The organism is Sinomicrobium soli (assembly GCF_003285545.1).
GTDB lineage: Bacteria > Bacteroidota > Bacteroidia > Flavobacteriales > Flavobacteriaceae > Sinomicrobium.
Genome location: NZ_QLNV01000013.1, coordinates 25809 through 52202, shown reverse-complemented (window position 1 = coordinate 52202; position 26394 = coordinate 25809). Strand labels below are relative to the sequence as shown.

At 51.2% G+C, this 26394-nt stretch carries 16 protein-coding genes; 14 read left to right on the top strand and 2 right to left on the bottom strand.

Annotation, left to right across the window (positions count from 1 at the left end):
• Positions 1 to 87: 87 nt before the first annotated feature.
• The 10 genes from DN748_RS14990 to DN748_RS14945 all read left to right on the top strand — a co-directional run bounded on the left by DN748_RS14990 (position 88) and on the right by DN748_RS14945 (position 17344).
• Positions 88 to 1266 (top strand): acyl-CoA dehydrogenase family protein, encoded by a 1179-nt coding sequence (locus tag DN748_RS14990; protein WP_112372645.1) that lies wholly within the window; start codon positions 88 to 90, stop codon positions 1264 to 1266.
• A 355-nt stretch (positions 1267 to 1621) separates the two neighbouring features.
• Positions 1622 to 2254, top strand: coding sequence for a Crp/Fnr family transcriptional regulator (locus DN748_RS14985; protein ID WP_112372644.1), 633 nt, complete (start codon positions 1622 to 1624; stop codon positions 2252 to 2254).
• Positions 2255 to 2348: 94 nt separating this feature from the next.
• The gene (locus DN748_RS14980; protein ID WP_112372643.1) at positions 2349 to 3149 is read left to right on the top strand and encodes a sulfite exporter TauE/SafE family protein; all 801 of its coding nucleotides are present in this window, start codon (positions 2349 to 2351) and stop codon (positions 3147 to 3149) included.
• A 37-nt stretch (positions 3150 to 3186) separates the two neighbouring features.
• Positions 3187 to 4599 (top strand): MBL fold metallo-hydrolase, encoded by a 1413-nt coding sequence (locus DN748_RS14975; protein ID WP_112372642.1) that lies wholly within the window; start codon positions 3187 to 3189, stop codon positions 4597 to 4599.
• A 621-nt stretch (positions 4600 to 5220) separates the two neighbouring features.
• Positions 5221 to 7977, top strand: coding sequence for a glycosyl hydrolase (locus DN748_RS14970; RefSeq protein WP_112372641.1), 2757 nt, complete (start codon positions 5221 to 5223; stop codon positions 7975 to 7977).
• A 13-nt stretch (positions 7978 to 7990) separates the two neighbouring features.
• Positions 7991 to 9115: a glycoside hydrolase family 88/105 protein gene (locus tag DN748_RS14965; RefSeq protein WP_112372682.1), complete on the top strand. Its 1125-nt coding sequence runs from the start codon at positions 7991 to 7993 to the stop codon at positions 9113 to 9115.
• A gap of 69 nt (positions 9116 to 9184) precedes the next feature.
• Positions 9185 to 10105, top strand: coding sequence for an alpha/beta hydrolase (locus DN748_RS14960; protein WP_112372640.1), 921 nt, complete (start codon positions 9185 to 9187; stop codon positions 10103 to 10105).
• Between the two features lie 173 nt (positions 10106 to 10278).
• Positions 10279 to 13977 carry a DUF4450 domain-containing protein gene (locus DN748_RS14955; protein ID WP_112372639.1) on the top strand — a complete coding sequence of 1233 codons (3699 nt, stop codon included), beginning with the start codon at positions 10279 to 10281 and terminating at the stop codon, positions 13975 to 13977.
• 31 nt (positions 13978 to 14008) lie between these two features.
• A complete protein-coding gene (locus DN748_RS14950) occupies positions 14009 to 15091 on the top strand; it encodes a glycoside hydrolase family protein (RefSeq protein WP_112372638.1) in 1083 nt (360 codons plus the stop codon).
• Positions 15092 to 15178: 87 nt separating this feature from the next.
• Positions 15179 to 17344 carry a glycoside hydrolase family 65 protein gene (locus DN748_RS14945; protein WP_112372681.1) on the top strand — a complete coding sequence of 722 codons (2166 nt, stop codon included), beginning with the start codon at positions 15179 to 15181 and terminating at the stop codon, positions 17342 to 17344.
• A gap of 2 nt (positions 17345 to 17346) precedes the next feature.
• On the opposite strand, the gene DN748_RS14940 is transcribed toward DN748_RS14945, so the two are convergent.
• A complete protein-coding gene (locus tag DN748_RS14940) occupies positions 17347 to 18255 on the bottom strand; it encodes a DUF6807 family protein (protein ID WP_112372637.1) in 909 nt (302 codons plus the stop codon).
• 107 nt (positions 18256 to 18362) lie between these two features.
• Positions 18363 to 19418 carry a GntR family transcriptional regulator gene (locus tag DN748_RS14935; protein ID WP_112372636.1) on the bottom strand — a complete coding sequence of 352 codons (1056 nt, stop codon included), beginning with the start codon at positions 19416 to 19418 and terminating at the stop codon, positions 18363 to 18365.
• 242 nt (positions 19419 to 19660) lie between these two features.
• Between DN748_RS14935 and DN748_RS14930 the strand changes: the two genes are divergently transcribed.
• The 4 genes from DN748_RS14930 to DN748_RS14915 all read left to right on the top strand — a co-directional run bounded on the left by DN748_RS14930 (position 19661) and on the right by DN748_RS14915 (position 26371).
• Positions 19661 to 21772 carry a bifunctional aldolase/short-chain dehydrogenase gene (locus DN748_RS14930; RefSeq protein ID WP_112372635.1) on the top strand — a complete coding sequence of 704 codons (2112 nt, stop codon included), beginning with the start codon at positions 19661 to 19663 and terminating at the stop codon, positions 21770 to 21772.
• Between the two features lie 176 nt (positions 21773 to 21948).
• Complete coding sequence (locus DN748_RS14925) at positions 21949 to 23223, top strand: TIM barrel protein (protein WP_112372634.1); 1275 nt, start codon at positions 21949 to 21951, stop codon at positions 23221 to 23223.
• Between the two features lie 34 nt (positions 23224 to 23257).
• Positions 23258 to 24661 carry an FGGY-family carbohydrate kinase gene (locus DN748_RS14920; RefSeq protein WP_112372633.1) on the top strand — a complete coding sequence of 468 codons (1404 nt, stop codon included), beginning with the start codon at positions 23258 to 23260 and terminating at the stop codon, positions 24659 to 24661.
• 285 nt (positions 24662 to 24946) lie between these two features.
• Positions 24947 to 26371, top strand: a complete 1425-nt coding sequence (locus DN748_RS14915; RefSeq protein WP_112372632.1) for a purine-cytosine permease family protein — start codon at positions 24947 to 24949, stop codon at positions 26369 to 26371.
• Positions 26372 to 26394: the final 23 nt, after the last annotated feature.

The following is a 26394-nucleotide window of genomic DNA, read 5'->3' as shown; positions in this document are numbered from 1 at the left end:
TGCTGTTTTTTTGTGAAATATCACATTAGCAACTTGTAATGTTATATTTGATTAGATATATTTGAGTGTAATTTAATGCAGACATCCATGAAAGCCGATCTTTTTGAAGCCCCCGATTATTATCATCTCGACGACCTTCTTTCCGACGAGCACAAGCTGGTGCGTTCGGCGTGCAGGGAATGGGTGAAGCGGGAAGTATCACCGGTTATCGAAGACTTTGCCCAGCGTGCGGAGTTTCCCGAAAAACTTCTGGGAGGACTGGCAGAGATAGGCGCCTTCGGGCCGTATATTCCGGAAGCGTACGGCGGGGCCGGGCTGGACCAGATCAGTTACGGGCTTATCATGCAGGAAATAGAGCGGGGCGATAGCGGTATCCGTTCTACGGCATCGGTACAGTCGTCGCTGGTCATGTACCCCATATGGAAATACGGTACCGAGGCACAAAAGAAGAAATATCTCCCCGGCCTTGCCGAAGGGAAACTGATGGGTTGTTTCGGGCTTACCGAGCCCGACCATGGATCTAATCCGGGTGGGATGACCACCACTTTCAGGGATATGGGAGACCACCTGCTGCTCAACGGGGCCAAAATGTGGATATCCAATGCGCCCTTTGCCGACCTGGCCATAGTGTGGGCAAAAAATGAAGAAGGCAGGGTATACGGCCTGATCGCAGAACGGGGCATGGAAGGATTTACCACCCCGGAAACGCATAATAAATGGTCGCTCCGGGCTTCGGCTACGGGCGAACTGATCTTTGACAATGTAAAGGTGCCCAAAGAAAACCTGCTTCCGGAAAAGAGCGGTCTCGGCGCTCCGCTGGGGTGCCTGGATTCGGCCCGTTACGGGATTGCCTGGGGGGCGATAGGCGCGGCCATGGACTGCTATGATACTGCCCTGAGGTATGCCAGGGAACGTATACAGTTCGGCAAACCCATAGCGGCGACACAGTTACAGCAGAAAAAACTGGCCGAGATGATCACCGAAATTACCAAGGCCCAGCTGCTGACCTGGAGGCTGGGGGTGCTGCGCAATGAAGACAGGGCCACCTCGGCACAGATCTCCATGGCCAAGCGGAATAACGTGGAAATGGCCCTCCGGATTGCCCGGGAGGCCCGGCAGGTGCTCGGGGCCATGGGTATTACGGGGGAATACAGCATTATGAGGCATATGATGAACCTGGAAAGTGTGATCACCTATGAGGGTACCCACGATATACACCTGCTGATCACCGGGGCCGATATTACGGGATTCGGAGCTTTTAAATAGGATGTTTTACCCGATAACCGGGATCAGCAGGCAGGTTTCCGTTTCATACCTCGGGTTTGCCCCGGTATTCTCGATGGTCTTTGTCGCGGCAGTGATAAGGAGGGTATTGTGAAAAATCAATTTTGTTTACTGGAATAAACAAAAAATATGTGTTTTTGTTTGCCGGAATAAACAATTATGGAGTTTTTAGCAAAACAGTTTCAACAAGGACCGGAAGATATCTCCCCGAATGTTCACCGGTCAGTAATCAACAAGGTCTACAGAGGAAGTCCTGCTTACCGGGATAAATGAAAGTTTGAACGGGTTCAGTATTTAATCCGCTTCCCGTAATGTAATTATTGATTATATTAGAGGTATGTTAGAAGTGCTAAAGCAAAACTACGACTATCTTTTCGAACCGGCTCTTCTCGAGGAGATCAGCAGGATCGGGTCCCTTAAGAAAGTACCGGAAGGATTTCAGTTCATGGATATCGGAGACCCTATAAGAGGGATGCCGCTCATTCTTAACGGAGCGGTAAAAATACTGAGGGAGGACGACAAGGGCCGGGAGCTGGTCCTTTATTTTATAGAAAAGGGCGATACCTGTACCATGACCCTGTCGTGCTGCGTAGGCTCGGCAAAAAGCGAGATCCGTGCCGTGGCCGAGACCGATACCACCCTGGTGATGATCCCGGTGGAGAAAATGGAGGTCTGGATGGCCACCTACAAGACCTGGAGGCAGTTTATACTGCAGAGTTATCACGACCGGCTGATGGAAATGCTCGAAACCATAGACAGCATTGCCTTTCTCAAGATGGACGAACGGCTTCTCAAATACCTTCGGGACAAGGCCATGATCGCCAGGGACGAGGTGATACATACCACACACCAGGAGATAGCCCGGGATCTGAATACTTCGAGAGTAGTGATCTCACGGCTATTGAAAAAGCTGGAAAACCAGGGGAAAATACAGCTGTTCCGCAATAGCGTAAAAGTGATAGACCTGTAGTTGTAATATCCCTGGCCTGTAACCGGTCATGTAACCTTTGTTACGTTTGCCAATGATGCAGCTGCTACTTTTGCAGTGAATCGAGGCAGAAACTATGGATGTATTTCTCATATCGGGTTATCTGGGGGCTTTTGCGATAGGCGTGGTGCTCGGGCTCATAGGTGGCGGAGGTTCTATCCTTACGGTGCCGGTGCTGGTCTACCTTATGGGGGTCGACCCCGTTACGGCTACCGGTTATTCCCTTTTTGTGGTCGGTACTTCCTCCCTGGTCGGGGCCCTGATCAATATGCGGAAAAGACTGGTGGAAGTAAAAACGGCATTTGTGTTTGCCTTTCCTGCCTTTGTGGTGGTTTACCTCATGCGGCGCTATGTGGTACCGGCCCTTCCGGATACTATGATGTCCCTGGGAAATACGGTGGTCACCAAGGCCGATGTCATTATGGTGGTCTTTGCCGTGATCATGCTGATCACCTCGGTAAGTATGCTGCGCAATAAGAAGAAGAATATTATTACCAATGTTTCCGACTATCACTATCACATCCTTTTTATGGAAGGGATACTGGTAGGGGTCGTTGCGGGATTTGTAGGGGCCGGAGGCGGTTTTCTCATTATTCCCGCCCTGGTGCTTTTTGCCAGGTTGCCCATGAAAAAGGCCGTTGCCACTTCCCTGCTTATCATTTCCATCAACTCCCTGATAGGCTTTACCGGCGATGTGGGGGTGATGGAGATCGACTGGACGTTATTATTGCTGTTTACCGGTATTGCCGTCCTGGGGATATTCCTCGGCGGCTACCTTTCTGACAAGGCAGACGGGAAGAAACTGAAGAAGGGGTTCGGATGGTTCGTACTCGTCATGGCCCTGTATATCCTTACTACCGAATTCATCCGGTTGTAAGAGTGCGTGAGAAATAGTTAATTACAAAAAAGAACCTGTGAAAATAGAACAGATTTATACCGGATGCCTCGCTCAGGGGGCATATTATATAGAGAGCAAAGGCGAAGTGGCCATTATAGACCCCCTCCGGGAGGTAAGACCTTATATGGAAAAGGCGGAAAAGAACGGAGCCCGTATCAAATATATTTTCGAGACTCATTTTCACGCCGATTTTGTGAGCGGGCACCTGACGCTTTCCAGGGCCACCGGGGCGCCTGTGATCTACGGCCCTACCGCCAGTCCCGGTTTTGAAGCGGTCATAGCCGGGGACGGACAGGAATTCCGGTTGGGAGAAATTACCATCGTCGCGCTGCATACTCCCGGACATACCATGGAGAGCACGACCTACCTGCTTCGCGATGCCAAAGGAAGAGACCACGCCATATTCAGCGGGGACACCCTTTTTCTCGGTGATGTAGGGCGTCCTGACCTGGCGCAGAAAGCTGCTCACATGACCCGGGAGGAACTGGCCGGGTTGCTGTATGACAGTCTCCGGAACAAAATAATGCCGCTCCGGGACGAGGTCATCGTATACCCGGGACATGGAGCGGGGTCGGCCTGTGGCAAGAACATGATGAAGGAAACCGTGGATACGCTCGGTAACCAGAAGAAAATAAACTATGCCCTGCGCAGCGACATGACCCGGGAAGAGTTTATAGCGGAGGTCACAGACGGGCTTCTCCCTCCTCCTCAGTATTTTCCGCATAATGTACGGATGAATAAGGAGGGCTATGCCGATATTGATGAGGTGCTCGCCAGGGGTGCCCGCCCCCTGGCCCCCGAAGCATTTGAGGCTATGGCCAATGAAACCGGTGCCGTGGTGCTCGATGTACGCCACCAGTCCGATTTTGAAAAGGGACATATCCCGAGGTCCGTATTTATCGGTATAGACGGTAGTTTTGCCCCATGGGCCGGAGCGCTTATCATGGATACGAAGCAGCCGATCCTGCTGATCACTCCCGAAGGCAGGGAAGAAGAGGTGGTGACCAGGCTTTCCAGGGTAGGGTTCGACCATACCCTCGGATACCTGGAAGGAAGTTTCGAAGCCTGGAAGGCAGAAGGCAGGGAATACGATACCGTAAATACCATACCCGCCGGAGAACTCGAAAAACGAGCTGCTGCCGGGGAGATCCCGGTATTTGATGTCCGCAAGGAAAGCGAATACGAAAACGGCCATATTCACGGGGCACATCTCACCCCCCTTGATTTTATAAATGACCATCTCGATGAATTTCCGAAAAAGGAGGTCTTTTATGTGCATTGTGCCGGAGGATATCGCTCCATGATCGCGGCGTCGATATTAAAAAGCCGGGGAATACACAATTTTGCCGATGTTTCCGGAGGATTCGGGGCCATTAAAGAAACCGGTATAGCAATCTCCGGAGAAGGCGGAACACCCTGTTCGCTTTAATAAACTTACACTTTACACTAACCCGGATTTCAGGGGAGAGCCGTTCCGGAGTATGATCCGGGGCGGTTTTTTGTTTCCGGAGTGTCATCCGGACCGGGAGAAGCCCTTGAAGCAGTATTCGGGGTGTATTCATCCATAAAAAAAGGCGGAGTAGAACTCCGCCTTTTTGCCCCAAATCTTACCATGAACTTAACCTACTTATGCTATGGTGATCCGAAAGTATAGCCAATATTTTTACAGACCTAATTATTTCGATAAAAAGCGGCTTAAAAACGTTAAAGTGTAATAACTTGTTACCTGCCTGAAAACCACCGTACAAATATAATTCCCGAAAACATATCCGTGAACATCCGCAAGGTGTTATCCGGCTGGTTTAAGAGGGGAAACAGGATAGTGCAGGATGCGTACTTCAGGCCCGTGTTCTAATTTTATTTCGGAAGAGAGATGCCTGGTTCTGATAACACGGAAGTGTATGGTGTATATGAAAAACCCATAACCCACGGAACGCGAAGTTGGCAGGTTTCGGGTTGCACGTTACAGGTGCAGGTTTGTCTAATTTGCAACCCCACACAGAAATAACTTTTTAATCTCTTAATTTGAATTTATTTGTGTAGAACAGATATGAGCAAGCAGATTTTATTTTTACTGGGGAGAGTGTTTCTAATCTGGTTCCTGCTGGCCGTTTGCCGGGAGAGTTATGCACAGTCGGCGCCCGTGAAGGACGGGGAGCATAAGGCAACATCCGAAATGACCAGGCCGTGGACGAGGTGGTGGTGGATGGGAAATGCAGTCGACAGGGAAGGGATCACTGCAAATCTTTCGGCCCTGAAAAAAGCGGGTATCGGGGGGGTGGAGATCACTCCCATTTATGGGGTAAAGGGGGAAGAAAGCCATTTTATTTCTCATCTTTCAGACCGGTGGACCGCCATGCTTGAGCATACCCTGGATGTAGCCGATAGCCTGGGGATGGGCGTTGATATGGTTCTGGGTACAGGCTGGCCTTATGGTGGTCCCCAGGTTTCACCGGAATATGCAGCCGGTAAGCTGGGGGTCAGTGAATATCACCTTCGTCCCGGTGAAAGTATGGACCGCAACCTGCAGAAGGAATACGGGCCAGGGTCTGTAAATGCGGTGTTACAATATGTCTTTGCCTTTAGGGGCGACGGAGAGTTTGAAAATATAACAGCTGATGTAAAGGGCGGAAGGTTACAGTGGCAGGCAGGTACATCGCCCTGTACGATCTACGCCGTATTCTGCGACAAGACCGGGCAGAAAGTAAAAAGAGCGGCCCCGGGCGGAGAAGGGTTTACACTGGATCATTACTCCGGCAATGCTTTTAAACACTACGTAAATCCGTACGATAAAGCCTTGAAAGGACTTCACGGCAGGCTCAGGGCATTTTTTAATGACAGCTACGAAGTATACGGTACCGATTATACCCCGGACCTTTTTGAATATTTCAGGAAGAAAAGGGGCTACGACCTGGCGCGGGTATTGCCTTTGTTACTGGATACGCTTTCTTCGGAAGCGGGGAACAGGGTGAAGAGCGATTACCGGGAAACCATATCGGATATGCTGCTGGAAAATTTTGTACGGCAATGGACTGCCTGGTCTCATGAAAAAGGCAGTAAAAGCAAGCTTCAGGCCCACGGTTCCCCGGGAAACCTGATCGACCTGTATGCAGCTGCGGATATTCCGGAATGTGAGACCTTTGGCTCCATGCCATTTGATATTCCGGGGTTCCGGAGGGAAGCTTCGGACATCCGTGAAGGGGACGCTGACAGGATGATGCTGAAGTTTGCCTCTTCTGCAGCTCACATTGCGGGTAAACCCCTGGTGTCTTCTGAAAGCTTTACGTGGTTGCGGGAACATTTCAAGACCGCACTTTCCCAGTGTAAGCCCGAGGTGGAAGAATTGTTCCTGGCCGGCGTAAACCACACTTTCCTGCACGGAACCACATATGCCCCGGAACGGGCGCAGTGGCCGGGATGGAAATTCTATGCCTCTGTCAACTTTCATCCCAACAACACGATCTGGGAAGATGCCCCGGGATTGTTCTCTTATATCGACAGGGTGCAGTCTGTATTGCAGACAGGGCAACCCGGGCGCGATGTACTGCTGTACTGGCCTATTTACGATACATGGGGTAAAAATCTCGGGGGTACACGGTTTTTCCAGTTCAAGATCCATTCTCTTGAAGAGTGGTTGTACGGAACATCGTTTTACGAGATGGCCAACCTGTTGCTCGATGGCGGATATGCTGTGGATTTTATTTCGGACCGTTATATTTTACAGGCCGGGAACGAGAACGGAAGTATAAAGCTTCCGGGAGGGAACTACAAGGCAATAGTGGTTCCGGACAGTGATAAAATGCCGCTGGAAACGCTGAAAAAACTATTGGAACTCAAGGATAAGGGAGCAAAGGTCATTTTTGCGGGGCTTCCCGGATCGGTGCCGGGATTTCACCGATACAAACAGCAAAACAGGCAGATGGGGGAGCTTCTTGCACAGCACAGCATCACAACCATAACAGGGGGAAACCTTCTGGAAACCCTTGAAAGGTCAGGGGTGTCCGGAGAACCTCTGGCTGCTTCCGGGATCAAATATCTGAAAAGGGTCAAAGGGGATGAAAGTTATTATTACCTGGTCAATCATCAGGACAAAGCTATCGACGAATGGCTTCCCTTGCGAACCCGTGCCAAAGGCGCAGAACTGACAGACCCGCTTACGGGTGGTTCGGGTAGGGTAAAGGTACTCCAGGAAGGAGATCTTGTAAAGGTCAGGGTGCAGCTGGAACCGGGGCAGAGCCTTCTGGTACACCTGATGCCCCGTTTACCCGAAGGAGAGGAATGGACCTATTATAAGAAAGATGCATCATTCGCTGTAAAAGGGATGTGGGAAATATCTTTTCTGAGGGGAGGCCCGGTTCTCCCCGAACCGGTAAAGGCGGAAAATACGGGATCATGGACGGATTACGGTGAAAACTACGAGGCATTTTCCGGTACCGCCAGGTATACCGTTCTGTTCGACCGCCCGACTGGAAGGGCCGAGAACTGGCAGTTACAGCTGGGAGATGTAAGGGAAAGCGCGAAGGTATGGCTCAACGGAAAATATCTCGGTAGCGCATGGTCGGTACCCTATGTGCTTGAAACCGGGAAATTGCGCAAAAGGAACAACAAGCTGGAAATCGAGGTGACCAACCTTTCGGCAAACCGGATACGGGATATGGAATTGAAGGGTGAAGAATGGAAAATATTCTACGATGCCAATATAGTGGACCGCAATTACAAAAAGTTTGATGCGACCGGCTGGGAACCCATGCCCTCCGGGCTTTTGGGCCAGGTGAAACTGGTGGCCCTGGTCCGGGATGATAAATGATAAAACAGAAATCATGAAAAAGATATGGGTTGCCCTTTTGGCGGGGGCATGCGGAATAATACAGGCACAAACACCTCCCGACAGGGCCGGAGTGCTCAAACAGATGGAACGGGCCAATACCTACTTCATGAAAAAATGGCCTGATGTGGGCAAAACCATTATTACCAATAAGGAGCGCCCGAGCCATATCTGGACCAGGGCAGTGTATTACGAGGGGCTTATGGCGCTGCATACCATTCATCCCAGGGAGGAATATTACAACTATGCCAAAGACTGGGCCGATTTTCATCAGTGGGGGCTCCGGGGAGGCAACACTACCCGGAATGCGGATAACTATTGTGCCGCACAGACTTATATAGACCTGTACAACCTGGCTCCCGGTGCTGAAAAACTCAGGAATATCCGTATACAGACCAATATGTTGCTCCATACCCCCCAGAACGACGACTGGTCGTGGATCGACGCCATACAGATGGGGATGCCGGTCCTGGCAAAGATGGGCGTTCTGGAGCAGGACGACCGGTATTTTGAAAAGATGTACGAGATGTATATGTATACCCGTAACCGTCATGGTAAAAACGGCCTGTTCAACGAAAAGGACGGCTTGTGGTGGCGCGATGCCAGTTTTGTACCTCCGTATAAGGAGCCCAACGGTGAAGACTGTTACTGGAGCCGGGGCAACGGCTGGGTGATCATGGCCCTGGCAAAAGTACTGGAGATCATTCCGGAGGATGCACCACACAGGGATCAGTATATCAAAGATCTCCAACATATGGCAAGGGCACTGGTCCCGGTCCAGCGCAAGGATGGTTTCTGGAATGTAAGCCTTCACGACCCTACCCATTTCGGAGGAAAGGAGCTGAGCGGAACAGCCATGTTTGTGTACGGGATGGCCTATGGTGTGAATAACGGTTTTCTGGACAGGGAGACTTACCTGCCTGTTATCCTTAAAGGGTGGAATGCCATGGTCGGTGATGCCCTCCATGACAACGGGTTCCTGGGGTATGTACAGTCTACCGGGAAGGAGCCCGGAGACGGGCAGCCTTTGAGCCATACCAAGGTCCCTGATTTCGAAGATTATGCTCTCGGGGCCTTCCTCTGTGCGGGAAGTGAGGTATACCGGATAGAGAACCCATAAACAGGACGTCTTTGTTTTTTATGTACCTTTAGACAGTTTCTTGGAAAGTGAAAACAATTTTTAAAACAGATGAAGTTACATTTGGTTCTTTTGACATTTTTTTATTCTGCAGTTTCTTTCGGACAGCAAAAAACCGTAGAGGTATGGCCCGGAAAAATACCCGGTGCTATTGACGCCGGTTCGTATAAAAAGGAAATAAAATACGACAGTAACGGGAAATCGCCGCGTATCAGCAAGGTCACAGATCCCGTTATGGAAGTTTACCTGCCTCCTGCGGAAAAGGCCAATGGTACGGCAGTCGTGATCTGTCCGGGCGGAGGGTATTCCGTGCTGGCCATTGATCATGAGGGCAGGGATATCGCTGCCTGGTTCAACAGCCTCGGCATTGCGGCATTTGTGTTGCAGTACCGCCTGCCGAGCGATGTTATCATGGAAGAGAAAAGTACGGGCCCGCTTCAGGATGCACAGGAAGCCATGCGGATCGTAAGGCGCAATGCCGGGAAGTGGCACATAAAAACCGACAGGATCGGGATCATGGGATTTTCGGCCGGGGGGCACCTGGCTTCTACCCTGTCTACCCACTACAATGCCAAGGTATACCCGGTGGATAAGAAAGTCAGTGCCCGGCCCGATTTTTCCGTGCTGGTCTACCCGGTGATTTCCATGGATGAAAAGATTACTCATAAAGGGTCGAGAAATAACCTTATCGGCAAGAATCCCGATCCGCACCTGGTGAAAGAATTCTCTAATGAACTGATGGTTTCGGAAGATACCCCGAAGACCTTTATGGTCCATTCTTCTGACGACACCGTAGTGCCGGTAGAGAACAGTATCCGGTATTACCTGGCTCTTAAAGACCACGGCGTGCCGGCAGAACTGCATGTATATCCCTATGGAGGGCACGGTTATGGTACCGGGAGGTCGGATAAGACGGAAAGTACCTGGCCCCGGGCACTGGAAAACTGGCTGAAAATGAATGACTGGTTATAACCATAAGGTTTGAACATAAAAAGCTGTTTCACGGTGCCTGAAAATACCGGGGACAGCTTTTTTGTCATTTATTGCGCTTTGATGCCGTAACCGGCAGCGGAAAACAGGATTGTACAGGATGCGCATACACTTTAAAAAAGGGATATTGGCTTTCGAAATGAAAGCTCAGGACCATGCGCAGTATTTTATTCTTACCACTTATATGCATCACAACACTCTGCTCGTGCCGTAAGGAGATTTCGCGGCCGCAATCCGGGGAGTCCTCTTTATGGTGGCATGGAAAGGAAAGGCATGTACATTATCTTCCGGACGGGGAGGATTTTGTGCTTTACCGGGGAAAGAGAAGGTTCAACCGTGCATTGTACGGCTCCGGTTCCGCATTCCGTGTGGAAGCGGGCGACCTGCCCGAATTTGCCATGTACATGCCGGGTATGGGCGGAAATTTTAAATTGGGAATAGTGCGGAATGACAGCAGTAAGTGGCTTATCGATGCAGATTCCATCGAAACCCGTTACCGTCCCGGAAGTATGTTGTATGCCATACGCGACAGCCTGCTGGGGGAAGGGACCGTGAGACTACAGTTGCTGCCTCTTGCCGACGAAGAGGGCTTCGTGCTGAAAAGCGAAGCGGAAGATCTTCCCGGGGAGGTCAGGATTTTCTGGGCTTTCGGAGGGGCAAGCGGGAAGAAATTTTCAAGAAACGGTGATATAGGAGCAGACCCTGAATCGGTCTTCTATCTTCAGCCCGGGTATTGTACGGAGAATGAGTACCGGGTTTCAGGCAATAGATTCGAACTGGAATACGGAGCGGCTTCCAACAGGAATGGGGGGACTAACAACAGAAAAATATTCGGGATATTCCCTGCAGGCTCGGAGGTCAGGATTGCCGATGCAGAAAAACAGGATACGCCGGCGAGACTCTTTGCATCCGGGGAGGGTTCCCTGCCCTTAATTTCGGGAATGAGTAAGCCGGACCCGGACATATCCATGTTCTGGATGATCAGGAATGCCTCAGGGGCAAAAGAGAATGAGACGCCGGAACAGGCATTTCTGAAAGCAGAAGAATTTCGCAGGGAGCTGACTTCCAGGGTAAAGGTGCAAACTCCTGATCCGTTTATCAATACCCTGGGAGGGGCACTTGCGGTTGCAGCCGACGGGATATGGGGAGGAGAGGCCTATCAGCACGGTGCCGTGGCCTGGAGAATGCCGCTCAACGGGTGGAGGGGAGCTTATATCGCCGATCCTCTCGGGTGGCATGACCGTGCCGGGATTCATTTCGGAGGATATGCCAATTCGCAGGTGACCCGTCCGGAAACGGGGCCCGTGGTTGCCGATACGGCACTTCAGCTGGCCCGCCAGAAAGAAGTGATGGGGACCTCGTTGTTCAGCAGCGGTTATATCAGCCGGAATCCCAATAATAATACCCGGCCGCACCATTACGATATGAACCTGGTATTTATAGACCAGGTACTGCACCATATGATGTGGACGGGAGACCGGGAGTTTATGGAAAAAATGTGGCCGGTGCTTCAAAGGCACCTCGACTGGGAGAAAAGGAACTTCGATACCGACGGAGACGGACTGTATGATGCCTATGCTTCCATTTGGGCCAGTGATGCCCTGCAGTATAACGGCGGTGGTGTCACCCATTCCTCGGCCTACAATTACAGGGCAAATCTCCTGGCGGCCCTTCTGGCGGAAAAACTGGGTAAAGACCCTTCGGAATACACAGAGGAAGCGGATAAAATATACGCGGCCGTCAATGAGGTGCTGTGGATGCCCGGCCCGGGCAGGTATGCGGAATACAAGGATATCATGGGAAACCGTTTGCTCCATCCCTATCCCGGGTTATGGACCGTTTATCACGCTATGGATGCAGGGATCCCGGATGCCTTCAGGGCATGGCAGCTGTTGCGGTATGTGGATACGGAACTGCCGCGTATTCCGGTACGCGCAAACGGCCTTGGGAAGGATAGCCTCTATCTTGTCCCCACCACAACATGGCAACCCTATACCTGGTCTGTAAACAATGTAGCGCTGGCTGAAGTACTGCATACCGCGCTGGCCTACTGGCAGGGAAACAGGCCCGCTGAAGCTTTCCGTCTCTGGGAAAGCGCACTTGCCGAAAGCATGTACCTCGGGGCCAGCCCCGGAGGGTTTCACCAGCTTTCCTTTTACGATGCCATGAGGGGAGAACTGTACCGGGATTTCGCAGACCCCATAGGTATGGCGGGACGAACCCTGGCAGAGGGGCTTTTCGGGATCCGGCCGGATGCTGTTTCGGGAAAGCTCGCCATCCGCCCCGGGTTTCCCCGGGACTGGGAAGCGGCAACTCTCGATATTCCCGATGTCAGGCTGGACTATAAACGCCGGGACAACCGCGACGAATACGGTATTGTCCCTTCTTTTAAGACGAAGATGGACCTCGAACTGGTTATTCCCGCTCGTGGTGCCCAGGTCGGGGCCGTGACGGTAAACGGAGAAGAGGCAGACTGGGCGGCCGAGGAGAATGCTGTCGGGTTTCCTTCCGTGGTCATCCGGGCTCCCTCCGCCAAAACCTATGATATTGTGGTGGAATGGGAAGGAAGCCCTCCTGCGGAACAGCTGAAGGGGACAGGGATATCCGGCGGGAATGCGATAACTGCTTTTACGGGCGGGACGGTAAACTTTCATGTTCCCGGTGCGGAGATATCAGGGGTGTATGATCCTCAGCAGGTGCTCGACAGCCCCTCGGTTTCGGAAAATGAAGTGTCGGCCGGAATAGCTTCGGAAAAAGGGGAAAAAACATTTTTTGTACATGTAGGACAGGGAGAATTTCGTTGGTGGCTGCCCGTTGAGGTCTCTGTGGGCCGTGCGGTAACCATTATCCCGCCTCCTGATATGTACCGGGAAAATGAGAAGGGCAATGAAATCACAATACATAATAATACGGGAGAAGAGATCAATGGCAGGATGACAGTAAACCCGGGAAAGGGGCAGCCTGCCGGGGATATTCATATCCCGGGACATTCCGGAATCACCGTACGGTTGCCCCCTGCAACTCTCGTGCCGGGAAGCAATACCGTACGGATCAGCCTGGAAAACGGAACAGAGGTGAAGGAAAAAGTTCTGTGCTGGGAGCAGCAGGCCAGTCCGGAGACAACGTGGAAAACCGTCGATCTGAAGCAATATTACAACAGCCGGGTAGGTGATATCTTTAAAAATGAATACAAGTCGCCCCGACCGGTATCCCCGACACTGCAACTGCCATTACACGGTATAGGAAACTGGTGTTATCCCGGGGTCCAGGTTAATATAGACGACTCCGGATGGCGCAAAAAGGCCGGTGCTGGCAACCGCGTCGTAAGTCCGCAGGGAATCCCTTTTGATACCCCCGGTGCGGAAGGGGCGCACAATGTTGTTTACACTTCCATGTGGGACAATTATCCCGAAGCGGTGGAGATTCCCCTCTCGGGAAAGGCCTCCCATCTGTATATGATCATGGCGGGGTCTACCAATCCCATGCAGAGCCAGCTGGTAAACGGTGAGGTTGTTGTGGAATATGACGATGGCAGCCGGGATGTACTGCAACTCCGCAATCCCGAAAACTGGTGGCCCGTAGAACAGGACTACTTTACCGACCGGTATGCTTTCGATACGGGAGCGCCGAAACCACCGAGAGTGTATTTTAAAGAGGGAAAGATTACCCGCGATTTTAATGATTTTATAACGATAAAGGGCTTTACCGGTTACGGAGTGGACGGAGGGGCCGGAACCCTTCTTGACCTGTCGCTGGATGCTGAAAAGAATTTGAGGAAAATGCAGGTAAGAACGGTAGCCAATGATGTGATTGTAGGCTTGATGAGCGCTACATTGATGCAATATGCCGAATAGAACCGTTGTTTCCGGAATAAAAATACAGAACATGACAAGAGAAGAATTTTTACAACGCATATCCCTGTTTTCGGCAGGAGTTCTGCTTCCTGCTCCCGGGATCGCTGTTCCGGGGACATGGAACAACCGGAACCCGGAAGGTTTTGCGGAACGGCTTATACCCGTAGGGCGGCGCCTGCAACTGGAAGGATATTACGTCTGGTGTAACAGCCCGATACAAGGGGACGACGGAAAGATACACGTATTTTTCTCGAGGTGGAAAGCCGAAAAATCAATGAGTGGCTGGATACGCGGCTCGGAGGTATGCCACGCCGTGGCCGATCATCCGGAAGCACCCTTCCGGTTTATGAGTGTGGTACTGGCACCGAGAGGGGGTAACTATTGGGATGCGACTACCTGTCACAATCCTCATATCCGAAAGGTAGACGGAAAGTACTGCCTGTTTTTTATGGGGAATTCTAACGGAAAGACCAATACCAAAAGGATCGGACTGGCTACTTCCGATTCCCTTTACGGTCCGTGGAAACGCCCGGACAGGCCCTTGCTGGAAGCAGGAGAACCGGGGGCATGGGACGATCATTGTACGACCAACCCTTCTTTTATAAAACATCCCAACGGCGAATACTGGCTTTTCTACAAGTCCTGGAATACTGCCGAGTACCGCAAGGCCGCCGGAAAGGCGGTAAGAGGCAATAGAAAATACGGGCTGGCTATCGGAAAGACCCTGGAGGGGCCTTATGTGAGGTATGAAAACAATCCTGTAGTGGATTTTTCCGGGCGGGGAGATCATGCGCAGTTCGAGGATGCCTTTATATGGTACCGCGGGGATAAATTCAGGATGCTGGCAAGAGATATGGGAGTGTTTGGTGATGATGTGGGATTGTATATGGAATCTGACGACGGAATTCACTGGGGAGAACCTTCTTTGGGATACAAACCCCTCAAGGCATATATCAGGGAAAAAGCCGCTCCTTCATATCTCCGGAGGTACGGAAGGATGGAAAGGCCGCAGCTGCTTTTTCTGGACGGAAAACCGGCCTACCTCTTTACGGCGGCACAGGGGGGCAGGTACGGTACATCGACTGCTGTCCTTCTGAAAATTGCGGAAGGATAACCAGTGGTGCCCGTAGAAATTTAAACAAGTTCTTAAAAGATAAAACCTGGAGTAATGATTGGAAATTTACGGAATTTAATAACTTTTGTGAAGAGAATATCCGTTCTTGCCCTTGTGCTGGTCCCGGCCTGGGGATGCGGGGAAAAACAAGGGGAGAGAAAACAGGAAAACACTATCGCGGTCATAGACCGGGAAGCCCTGGTAAAACGGCATAATGTAAAAGTAAATGAAGTGGACACCCTGGCTTCGCTGTCTGTAGGGAACGGAAGTTTCGCATTTACCGTTGATGTTACCGGTCTGCAATCCTTTCCTGCGGCATATCAGAACGGGATTGCGCTGGGCACTCAATCAGAATGGGGATGGAACAGCCTGGAGAACAGCCGGGGGTACCGGTTTGTGGAGAGCCTTAAGACCTATGAACAGTACGGCCGGAAGATCACCTATGCCTCGCAGTGGTCTGAAGCGGGAAGACACAGGGATGCTGCGGACTGGTTCCGCAAAAACCCGCATCGTCTCCAGCTGGGCAATCTCGGGTTCGAGATAGCGAAGCAGGACGGCAGTATGGTAACGCCGGATGATATAAAGGACATCCGGCAGGAACTCGATCTCTGGACAGGGCAGATAAAAAGTGTATTCAGGGTAGACGACGAGGTCGTGGAAGTATGGACGGTTGCAGATCCGGGGACAGACCTGGTGAGCTTCCGGGTAAAATCCGGGCTTATCGGGCAGGGCCGTCTGAAGATAAGGCTGCGTTTTCCCTATCCCACCGCCGGCTGGGCCGATACCGGTACCAACCGGGGGAGTGCCGGCCGGCATAAAACGGCATTGTCGTCGGTAACCGGTCAGGGGGCCACCGTAGTACATCAGCTGGATTCGTTATCCTATGCGGTTAAAATGAACTGGGAGGAGAAAGCACAGGTCAGTGAAAAGGAACCGCATTATTTTATTGTTGCTCCCGGAGAAGAAGAAAATTCTTTTTCGATGAGCTGCCTTTTTACGACGGATCGTAGTGATACGGGCAAACTTCCTTCGTTCCCGCAAGTGGCGTCGGCGAGTGCCGATGGATGGGAGTCCTTCTGGAAATCGGGGGGAGCCGTTGACTTTTCGGGAAGTACAGACCCGAGAGCCGGTGAGATCGAAAGGAGGGTGGTGTTGTCCCAATATCTGACCAGGCTTCAGTGTGCGGGAGCTGTGCCCCCTCAGGAAACCGGGCTTACGCAGAACAGCTGGTTTGGAAAGCCCCACCTGGAAATGCACTGGTGGCATGGGGTACACTATCCCCTATGGGGTAGGCCGGAACTGCTGGCGAAAAGTATGGACTGGTATAAGAAGGTTTCCCGGAAGGCCCGGAAAATAGCGGAAAGACAAGGTTTTGAAGGGGTGCGATGGCAAAAGATGACGGATATTTACGGAAATGAATCCCCATCCTCCATCGGTGCGGTACTGATCTGGCAGCAACCGCATTACATTACTTTTGCCGAATTGCTGTACCGTTCCGGGAATGGTGAGAGCGTACTGGAGGAATATGGCAACCTGGTTTTCGCTACAGCCGATTTTATGGCTTCCTTTGCACATTACGACGAGGAAAAGCAGCGTTATATGCTGGGTCCGGTACTCATTCCTGCCCAGGAGCGTTTCAGGGCAGAGGAAACCTTTAACCCTACCTACGAACTGGCGTACTGGCGATGGGCGCTCGAAACGGCGCAGCAGTGGAAGGAGCGGCTCGGGGAGGAACGGGTAGCAAAATGGGATGATGTACTGGATAAGCTGTCTCCCCTGCCCGTACAGGACGGATTGTACCTCGCGGCCGAAAGCGCCCCGGATTCGTATACCAATCCGGAATATATAACCGACCATCCTTCTGTTTTCGGGACTTTCGGGATGTTGCCGGAGACGGACGGACTGGATAAGGAAATCATGAAAAATACGTTCGGCTATATCTGGGAGCACTGGTCCTGGGAGGATACCTGGGGATGGGACTTTCCGATGACGGCCATGACAGCTGCAAGGCTGGGACTCAGGGAAAAGGCTGTAGATGCATTGCTTATGGATATACAGACCAACACCTATCTGCCCAACGGACACAATTATCAGGACGAGCGGCTTCGTTTATATCTTCCCGGTAATGGCGGGGTGCTTACCGCTGTGGCCATGATGTGTGCAGGATGGGACGGAAGCAGGGGTAAGAACCCGGGATTCCCTGAAAACGGGAACTGGAAAATAAAATGGGAAGGATTACAGAAAATGCCCTGAAACTAATCTGCAAAATCCCGGTATAGTTTTTCAATACGCGCAACAGGGAGTTTCCTGTGGTGTACTATGACTCTGTGACGAAATTTCAGGGGTTCATCCACGGGTACCCCAAGAAGTCCCCGGCCCGGGAATGCGGGGTTCTGCATGCTTTTTTCCGCCCGGAGTATCCAGCCCTGAAAGGAAGGTAATTTTTCAGGTTCACACATGATAATTACGCCGGTCTGCTCCTTCCCCGCCCCGTAATCGGGGATGGCCTGTATCCAGTTTCCGGCCTGTACGGCGGTATTCCGGGGAGCCACTTCACCTTTCCCGGAGAAGAAGCTGATGCTTTTCGCAGCGTGTATCCTTGCGGAAAACCCACCGTACCCCTTATCGTCTTCGGAGCCTCCTATACGGATATCTTCCCTGAGCCCTGAAAGAGTGGTATCGAAATCCAGGATGTAAAAACCATTTCCGGGAGAATAGGTTATGGAGGTCTTTTCGCGGATGACGGCCTCTCCCTCTTCCCCGGCTTTCCACAGTACTTCCGTTTCCAATACGGCCGAATTGCTCTTGATCCGGGTTTGGATATTTTCGTTTGTCCAGGTAATATTCTCGCAAAACCACGGATCGGCAAGCCTCTCCTCTCCGGCAAAAAGCTGGTGCCACGTCCAGAAGATACCCCGGTGGTGGGGATGGTCACCAGGAAAGTCTTCGGTGAGCATATTGCCCTGCATGTCGTAAAGGGGATGGATGTAATTTGCCCTGGGATAGCGCCCGTCAAGGCTTTTGGTATCCGACTGGTACGTATACCTGGGAGTACCGTTTTCTACCAGCGTCACCGTCCCGTTCCCTTCTTCGAACCGGAGCGACTGGGCATGGCAGAAAATACCCGAACACAGGAAATAAGCAAAAATCAGGAGTTTTTTCATAACTGATCTATATCATTTCAGGGGTTATACCATATATTGTTTTCGTTGTTAGTGGCAGGTTGCAGGTTTAAATCATCACTGTGAAGCCCGGAGATTCACAGAGAGGATCATACGGAATTCCGGTCCAGAAAGCGGAAGACATTCCTGATATTGTCATTCCTGCCCTGCAGCAACAGGTCTGCTGCGGTTTCTCCCATGATCCTGAAATCGGTACTGATCACGGTGATGCCCAGCAACTCTTTGAGCGGAGTGTCATTATACGAAATGATACCTATGTCCCGCCCGGGTACGAGTTGTTTTTCCCTGACCTGTTTTACAAGATTTACCAGGTCGTTTTCTTCTATGATAATGTAGGTATCTCCCGACTGTAGCCCCATATCGTCATAAATTTCGTCGAGGATCTCAAAGTCGAAGGAATGCTCCACACAGAATTTCCGGAAACCGTGAAGAATGCGTAGCGGATAAGGGTATACCGCTTTTCGCGGGTATACCAGGATAAGCTTGTTGTAGCGCTGCAGTTTGTTCAGGGCTTCGGTGAGGGCCTGGTATATGTCATTTTCAAAATCCTGGTAAATGGAGGGGTATTTCCCGGAAACAGGAGGCTTGCCGTTGTCCAGCAGCAACAGCTTGTTTTTCGGGATCTTCTCTATGGCCCGTACGACTTCTTCGGTATTGCTGATGTGCATCAGCTTGTCGTTCTTGAAGTGTGGCATGATCACGTAATAATCGTATGCGCCTATATTTTTTTCAAGGGTCCTGACAAAGAGGGATTCTTCACAGTGGTAGACAAAGAGACTGACGTGGCCGTTTACCCCGATACGGTCTACAAAGGAATTGTATATCCGCATTTTATACGAACTGAGCTTGTTGACCATAAAAAAGACATTGATCCTGGAGATCAGGTCCGTACGTGCCGTATAATAGCCTTTTCCTTTTACCGATACTATAATCTTCTTCTCTTTCAGGAGCCGGTACGCCTTTTCTACAGTGTCCCTCGAAAGATAACATTCCTCACTGAGCTCGTTTATGGAGGGGATTTTCTGCCCTATCTTCAGGTCTCCGCAGGCTATTCCCTCGATAATGGAATCTACGATCTGTTTGTATTTGGGAATACGGGAATTTTCATTGATCCGAATATCAGAAATGGCTGGTGTAATATTCATAGTGCACCCTTTATGTTAATTAATAGCAATTTTGTTAAAAAGGAGAGGTGTTTTATTATAATGGTAAAAATAATAAAAAATGTGTTTCTTACACACTATATTGCGGGAAGCTTGTGTTTTGTATTGAGCAGTACACTACAGGATAGTTGTTTGATACAGAACATATATTTTCGTCCATGCTTGAATTGTAAACCCTGGCCGTTATAGCCTTGCAATGCTATGGGGCCTAAAAAAGAAAGTCGATGAAAATAGTGGAGAAAAAGAATTTCAAATACGTGGATTACCTGTGGGATGAAGCAAAGGCTGCCACACTGGAGGGCAACGAAGTGGATTTATTGCTCTATCGTTCCAATCTGCTCGGAACAGATCTCCGGATCACGAATTACGGCGGGGGAAATACCAGTTGCCGTACTGTTGAGAAAGATCCCTTAACGGGGGAAGAAACCGGGATCATGTGGATCAAGGGATCGGGAGGAGATATCGGAAGCCTTACCAGGAGCGGCCTGGCCGGATTGTATGTAGATAAGCTGAGGGCCCTGAAGAAGGTATACCGCGGCATTGAACACGAGGATGAAATGGTAGCCCTGTTTAATCACTGCATCTATGACCTTGACAGTAAAGCACCTTCTATAGATACTCCCCTGCACGGCCTGTTGCCCTTTAAACATATAGACCATCTGCATCCGGATGCCCTGATCGCCGTGGCGGCGGCAAAAGACAGCAGGAAAGTGACCCGGGAGATTTGGGGCGACAGTATGGGGTGGGTACCCTGGCAGCGCCCGGGATTCGACCTCGGGTTACAGATCGAGAAGTGCCTGGCCGAAAACCCCGGTATCAGGGGGATAGTCCTCGGAAGCCACGGACTTTTTACCTGGGGGGATACGGCTTATGAATGTTATATCAACAGTCTTGAGGTTATCGAAATGGCCTCGGAATATATAGAAAAGAAGATTGCGGGAAACGGAGGAGTTGTTTTCGGAGGGGAAAAAATAAAGAGCCTGGAACCCGGAAAGAGAAAGTCGCAGGCGGCAGCCATCGCACCTTTGCTGCGCGGGCTGTGTTCTTCCGAAAAGCGGATGATCGGGCATTTTACCGATGCCGACAGGGTATTGCAGTATATCAACAGCAATGACCTGGAAAGACTGGCCCCTATGGGTACATCATGCCCGGACCACTTTCTCCGCACCAAGATACAGCCGCTTATCCTGCCCCTGGAGGCCGGGGCCGACCTGTCTGATACCACAAAGCTGCTCGGAAAACTGGAACCGGCCTTCGAACAGTACAGGGCGGAATACAGGGAATATTATGAAAGCTGCAAACACGATAACAGCCCGGCTATCCGCGATTCCAACCCGGTGGTCATACTCTGGCCCGGTGTGGGAATGTTTACCTTTGCCAAGAACAAACAGACCGCCCGGGTGGCATCGGAGTTTTACGTCAACGCAATCAATGTCATGAGAGGGGCCGAAGCGATCAGCGAATATACCTCTCTTCCGAGACAGGAGGCCTTTGATATAGAGTACTGGTTGCTGGAAGAGGCCAAACTGCAGCGTATGCCCAAGGAAAAGCCATTGTCGAGGAAGGTAGCCCTGGTTACCGGCGCAACGGGAGGTATCGGGAAGGCCATAGCTGATAAACTCGTGGAGGAAGGAGCCAATGTGGTGCTTACCGACCTGGATGCGGAGCTCCTGAAAGAGGCGGAGGGAACGTACGGGAAAGATGAGGTTTCTGCGGTAGTCTGTAATGTTACCGGTGCAGCTGATGTGGAAGGGGCCTTCCGGCAGGCATGTCTCGGTTTCGGGGGAGTGGATATCATCGTACATTCTGCCGGGCTGGCCATTTCGAAGCCCCTCGAAGAGACTACGGAAAAGGACTGGCAACTATTGCAGGATGTACTGGTCAAAGGACAGTTCCTCCTGGCTCAAAGCGGGGTTGATATTATGCGAAAGCAGGGGCTGGGCGGAGATATTGTGAGTATTGCCAGCAAGAACGGGCTGGTGGCAGGCCCCAATAATGTGGGATACGGGACCGCCAAGGCAGCCCAGCAGCACATGACAAGACTGCTGGCAGCCGAACTGGGGCCGGACAAGATACGGGTGAACACGGTAAACCCCGACGGCGTTATCGTGGGAAGCAAGATATGGGAAGGAGCATGGGCCGAAGGACGGGCCAGGGCTTACGGAATAACCGTGGAGGAGCTGCCGGCACATTATGCCAAACGCAACCTGCTCCATGAGATCATACGCCCTGAAGATATAGCCAATGGGGTATATGCCCTGCTGGGGATACTGGATAAGAGCACCGGGAATACCATTAATGTAGACGGAGGCATGGCCAATGCCTTTGTGAGGTAAGGGATCCCGGGATACTTGCGAATGATGAAATGGTCAGAAGCCGGAAGTTGTCATTCCGACAGCCTGTCCCGAACATCGGGAAAGGAGAACCCCGAAGGGCTCAACGCAGTTAAATCTCCGGGGCTTCCGTTCTGCTGTCAAACTCCCGGACTAACAACTAAGAACGAATAAACTAAATGAGAATACAACAAGAACAGATCGATGCCCTGAACAGGCAGCAGGATAGTTTTCACAGGCAGCAGCTGGACGGGCTTCGGACGCTGTATGAGGAAAAACGGATGGCACAGACCATACAGAAACTCGCGGATTTCCAGGTAGCCCTGCCCAGCTGGGCCCTTGGGGCCGGGGGCACGCGCTTCGGACGTTTTTCCTATGGGGGCGAGCCCGGAAACCTGGAACAGAAGATAGAGGATATAGGACTTATACACCAGCTTACCCGCACGGCAGGGGCCGTGTCTTTACATATTCCGTGGGATATCCCGGAAGATGTAGCCGCCATCAGGCAACTGGCTGATGAACTGGGAATTTCGTTCGATGCCATGAACTCGAATACCTTTCAGGACCAGGCAGGAGCCGGGGAGAGTTACAGGAACGGATCGTTGAGCAGTGTACACCGGGCTGCCAGGGAACAGGCCATTGCACATAACATAGAGGTGATCCGTATCGGGGAGCAGCTGGGCTCCAAAAGTCTTACGGTATGGCTGGCAGACGGGGCCAGTTTCCCGGGGCAGTACAATTTTCAGACCGTATTGCAACATACCGAAGACAGCCTGAAGCATATTTATTCGGAATTGCCGGACGACTGGAAGCTGCTGATAGAATACAAACCCTACGAACCGCATTTTTACAGTACCGTTATACAGGACTGGGGCACATCTTTTGCCCTGGCCAATGCCTGTGGCGAAAAAGCATTTACCCTGGTAGACCTCGGGCATCACCTGCCCAATACCAATATAGAACAGATCGTGGCCACCCTGATGAAGAAGGGGAAACTGGGAGGCTTCCACTTCAACGACAGCAAATACGGAGATGACGACCTTACCGTGGGAGCCATAAAACCGTATAACCTGTTCCTGATCTTTAACGAACTGGTCTACGGTATGGAAAACAACCCTCAGAACCCGGATCTGGCCTGGATGATCGATGCAAGCCATAATATAAAAGATCCCCTTGAAGACCTTATACAGTCGCTCGAAGCGATCCTGATAGCATATGCCCAGGCATTGCTGGTAGACCGCAACGCCCTGTTTACAGCACAGCAGGAAAGCGATGTGGTACGGTGCCAGGAGATATTGCAGCATGCTTACCGTACCGACGTACGGCCATTGCTCCGCGAGGCCAGGCTCCGCGCGGGGGGAGCTTTTGATCCGCTGGAAACCTATCGTTCCCTGGAAGTGAGAAAACAGCTGGTAAAAGAGAGGGGCAGCAGTACCCGGGCCACCGGACTGTAGAGCTTTGTCAACCAAGTATAACCATTTTACCGCCATGACAGCCAAAACCGAGGTAACCGCCGTATTCGACATAGGCAAGACCAATAAGAAATTTTTCCTGTTCGACAAGGAGTTCAATGAAGTGTACAGGGAATATACCACACTGGATGAAACGACAGATGAAGACGGCTATCCCGCAGAGAACCTCCCCCAGCTCCAGCAGTGGCTCAAGGGAGTGTTCGACCGTATTCTGCATTCGGGCGAATACAGGGTAAGGGCCATCAATTTTTCCAGTTACGGCGCCAGTTTTGTTCATCTCGACGAAACAGGGAATGTGCTTACCCCGCTGTATAATTACACCAAGCCTTTTCCGGAAAGTGTAGCGGATGAATTTTATAATACCTATGGCGACGCCTTATCCGTGGCTGCCGAGACCGCATCGCCCAGGGAGGGAATGCTGAATTCGGGAATGCAGTTGTACTGGTTAAAAAAGACCAGGCCGGAAGTTTTCAGTAAGATAAAATATTCCATCCACTTTCCGCAATACCTCTCCTACTTGTTTACGGGCGTACCCCTCAGTGACTATACCAGTATAGGGTGCCATACCGGGTTGTGGGATTATGAGGCCAATGATTATCACTCCTGGGTATACAGGGAAGAGATCGATAAAAAACTCCCCCCGATAGTGCCGTCGGAAACCAGTCTCGGTATGACTTATAAGAGGAGAAAGATAAAAGTGGGGGTAGGGATTCACGATAGTTCCGCAGCGCTCCTGCCCTATATACTGAGTGAGAAAAAGCCGTTTTTGCTGGTATCGACGGGTACCTGGAGTATTTCGCTGAACCCCTTTAACCAGGAGCCGCTGACCAGGGAGGATATCGAGTACAACTGCCTGAACTATATGCGGACCAAAGGTAAAAGAGTGAAGGCCACCCGTTTCTTTATGGGCAATGAGTACCGGATACAGGTGAAGAAGCTCGGGGAGTATTACGGAAAGGCTTACGGATATCACCGGAAGGTGAAGTTTGATAAGGAGATCTATAAGAAACTTATTTCCCGCGCTTCCGTTCACTTTAAATTTGAAGGGATCAGGCTGCGGCGCAGAAAGCTCAACAAGACCGACCTGGCCCCTTTTGCGTCCTTTGAGGAGGCTTTTCACCAGTTGATGATAGAGCTCATGGAACTACAGGTGGAGACCTCCAGAAGGGCTATCGGAAATACGGAACTCAGGAAGATATTTATAGACGGAGGGTTTACGGATAATGAGGTTTTTGTAAAACTGATGGCACATCATTTCAAGGATTTCAAGGTAAGAACAACCCGGAATTCACTGGGGTCGGCCCTGGGCGCTGCCATGGTGATCTCTGAAGAAAAGCCGGGGCCCAAATTCCTGAAAAAAACATATAAAATGGAAAAACTTTCACCCCTGCTGCTCTCACCGGAGACAGACAGGGTCTGACCGTTTTTTATCAACCGTACTAAAAAGATGTGAATTGTCGTTAGTTTGCAAACGACGAAACGGGCGGGAGTTGGAAGTCCGAAGCTGGAAGTCGGGAGTTGTCATTCAGAACGTAGCGCAGCGGAGTGAAGAATCCCGACCCCAGCCCAAAGAAACTTCAACAGCATAACGAAAAGCCCGGAGATTTAACTGCGTTGAGCCCTTTGGGGTTCTCCTTTCCCGATGTTCGGGACAGGCTGTCGGAATGTGCAACTAACAACTAAGAACTACAAACTAATAAACTAAATGGAACAGACCAATACCGAAGGACATACACCGGATGGGACCGCTTCTTCCGGGGGCGAATTCGAAAGGGAGGCAGTACCCGCATCGAAATGGAAAGGATGGAAAAGTTTTCTCGGAATGTATGCCGGAGAGCATGCCGCCGGTACCGAATTTGTTATCGGCCCGCTGTTCCTGACCACCGGGGTCAGCGCTTTCGACCTTATTGTGGGGCTTTTACTGGGCAATTTCCTGGCCGTACTGAGCTGGAGGTTCCTCACTGCCGGGATAGCGGTAAAGTACCGCTGGACGCTTTACTATCAGCTGGAGAAGATCTGCGGAAGAAAGCTGGTTACCGCATATAACCTGGCCAACGGTGTGCTGTTCTGCTTCCTTGCCGGGTCTATGGTGACCATATCGGCTACGGCGGTCGGGATTCCCTTTGATATGGAAATGCCCAGGCTTACCGATACCATGCCGAACGGCATTACCTGGATTGTTATCGTAATAGCCATAGGAATGGTTATTTCCGTCATTGCCGCAAGGGGTTATGAAACGGTTTCTAAAGCGGCCAACTGGATGTCGCCGTTCATAGTGCTGGCATTCCTGCTTTGCGGGATCGTTGCCCTGAACAAACTGGGGGTTTCGGGTTTTTCAGACTTCTGGGATATATGGGGTGAGGGCAGTGAACCTTTTCCCGGGCAGGTAAAGTTTACCTTCTGGCATGTGGTGTTGTGGTCCTGGTTTGCCAATGCGGCCATGCATATAGGTATGTCCGATCTCAGTGTCTTCCGCTATGCAGATAAACCCTCGGTGGGGTGGACCACGGCAGCGGGAATGTACGTAGGGCATTATATGGCCTGGATCTCGGCAGCCCTTATTTATGCGGTATACCTCCGTTCTCCCGAAGTACAGGCCATACTGAATTCAGGGGAAGCTCCTTCGGTCGCTCCGGGCCCCCTGGCCTATGATACCCTCGGGGTTTTCGGTATTATTGCCGTGATCCTGGCCGGGTGGACCACAGCCAACCCGACGATATACCGGGCGGGGCTTGCATTTCAGGCTATTATGCCCAGAACCTCCACGGCAAAAGTGACCATGATTGCCGGCGGCATAGCTACTGTTGCCGGGCTGTTTCCGGCCATAGCCATGAAACTCCTGGATTTCGTGGCGCTATACGGGTTTATACTCGCCCCTTTTGGTGCCATTATCGTATTTGAACACTTTTATGCCGAAAAGGCGGGGATACAGCGGTTTTATGCCGAAAAGGCGGGGATACGGTTTAATAATGCCGTTTTCCTGGCCTGGCTGGTCAGCTTCGGGCTGTTTTATTTTATCTCCCTGAAATTCGATGTGTTCCTCTCGTTTGTAACCCTTCCCACATGGCTTGCCTGTGGTGTATTATTCCTGTTGTTCAGCCGTTATTTTCAGAAGAAGAAAGAAGGGTGATGCCTGGAAGAGCACGAAACACG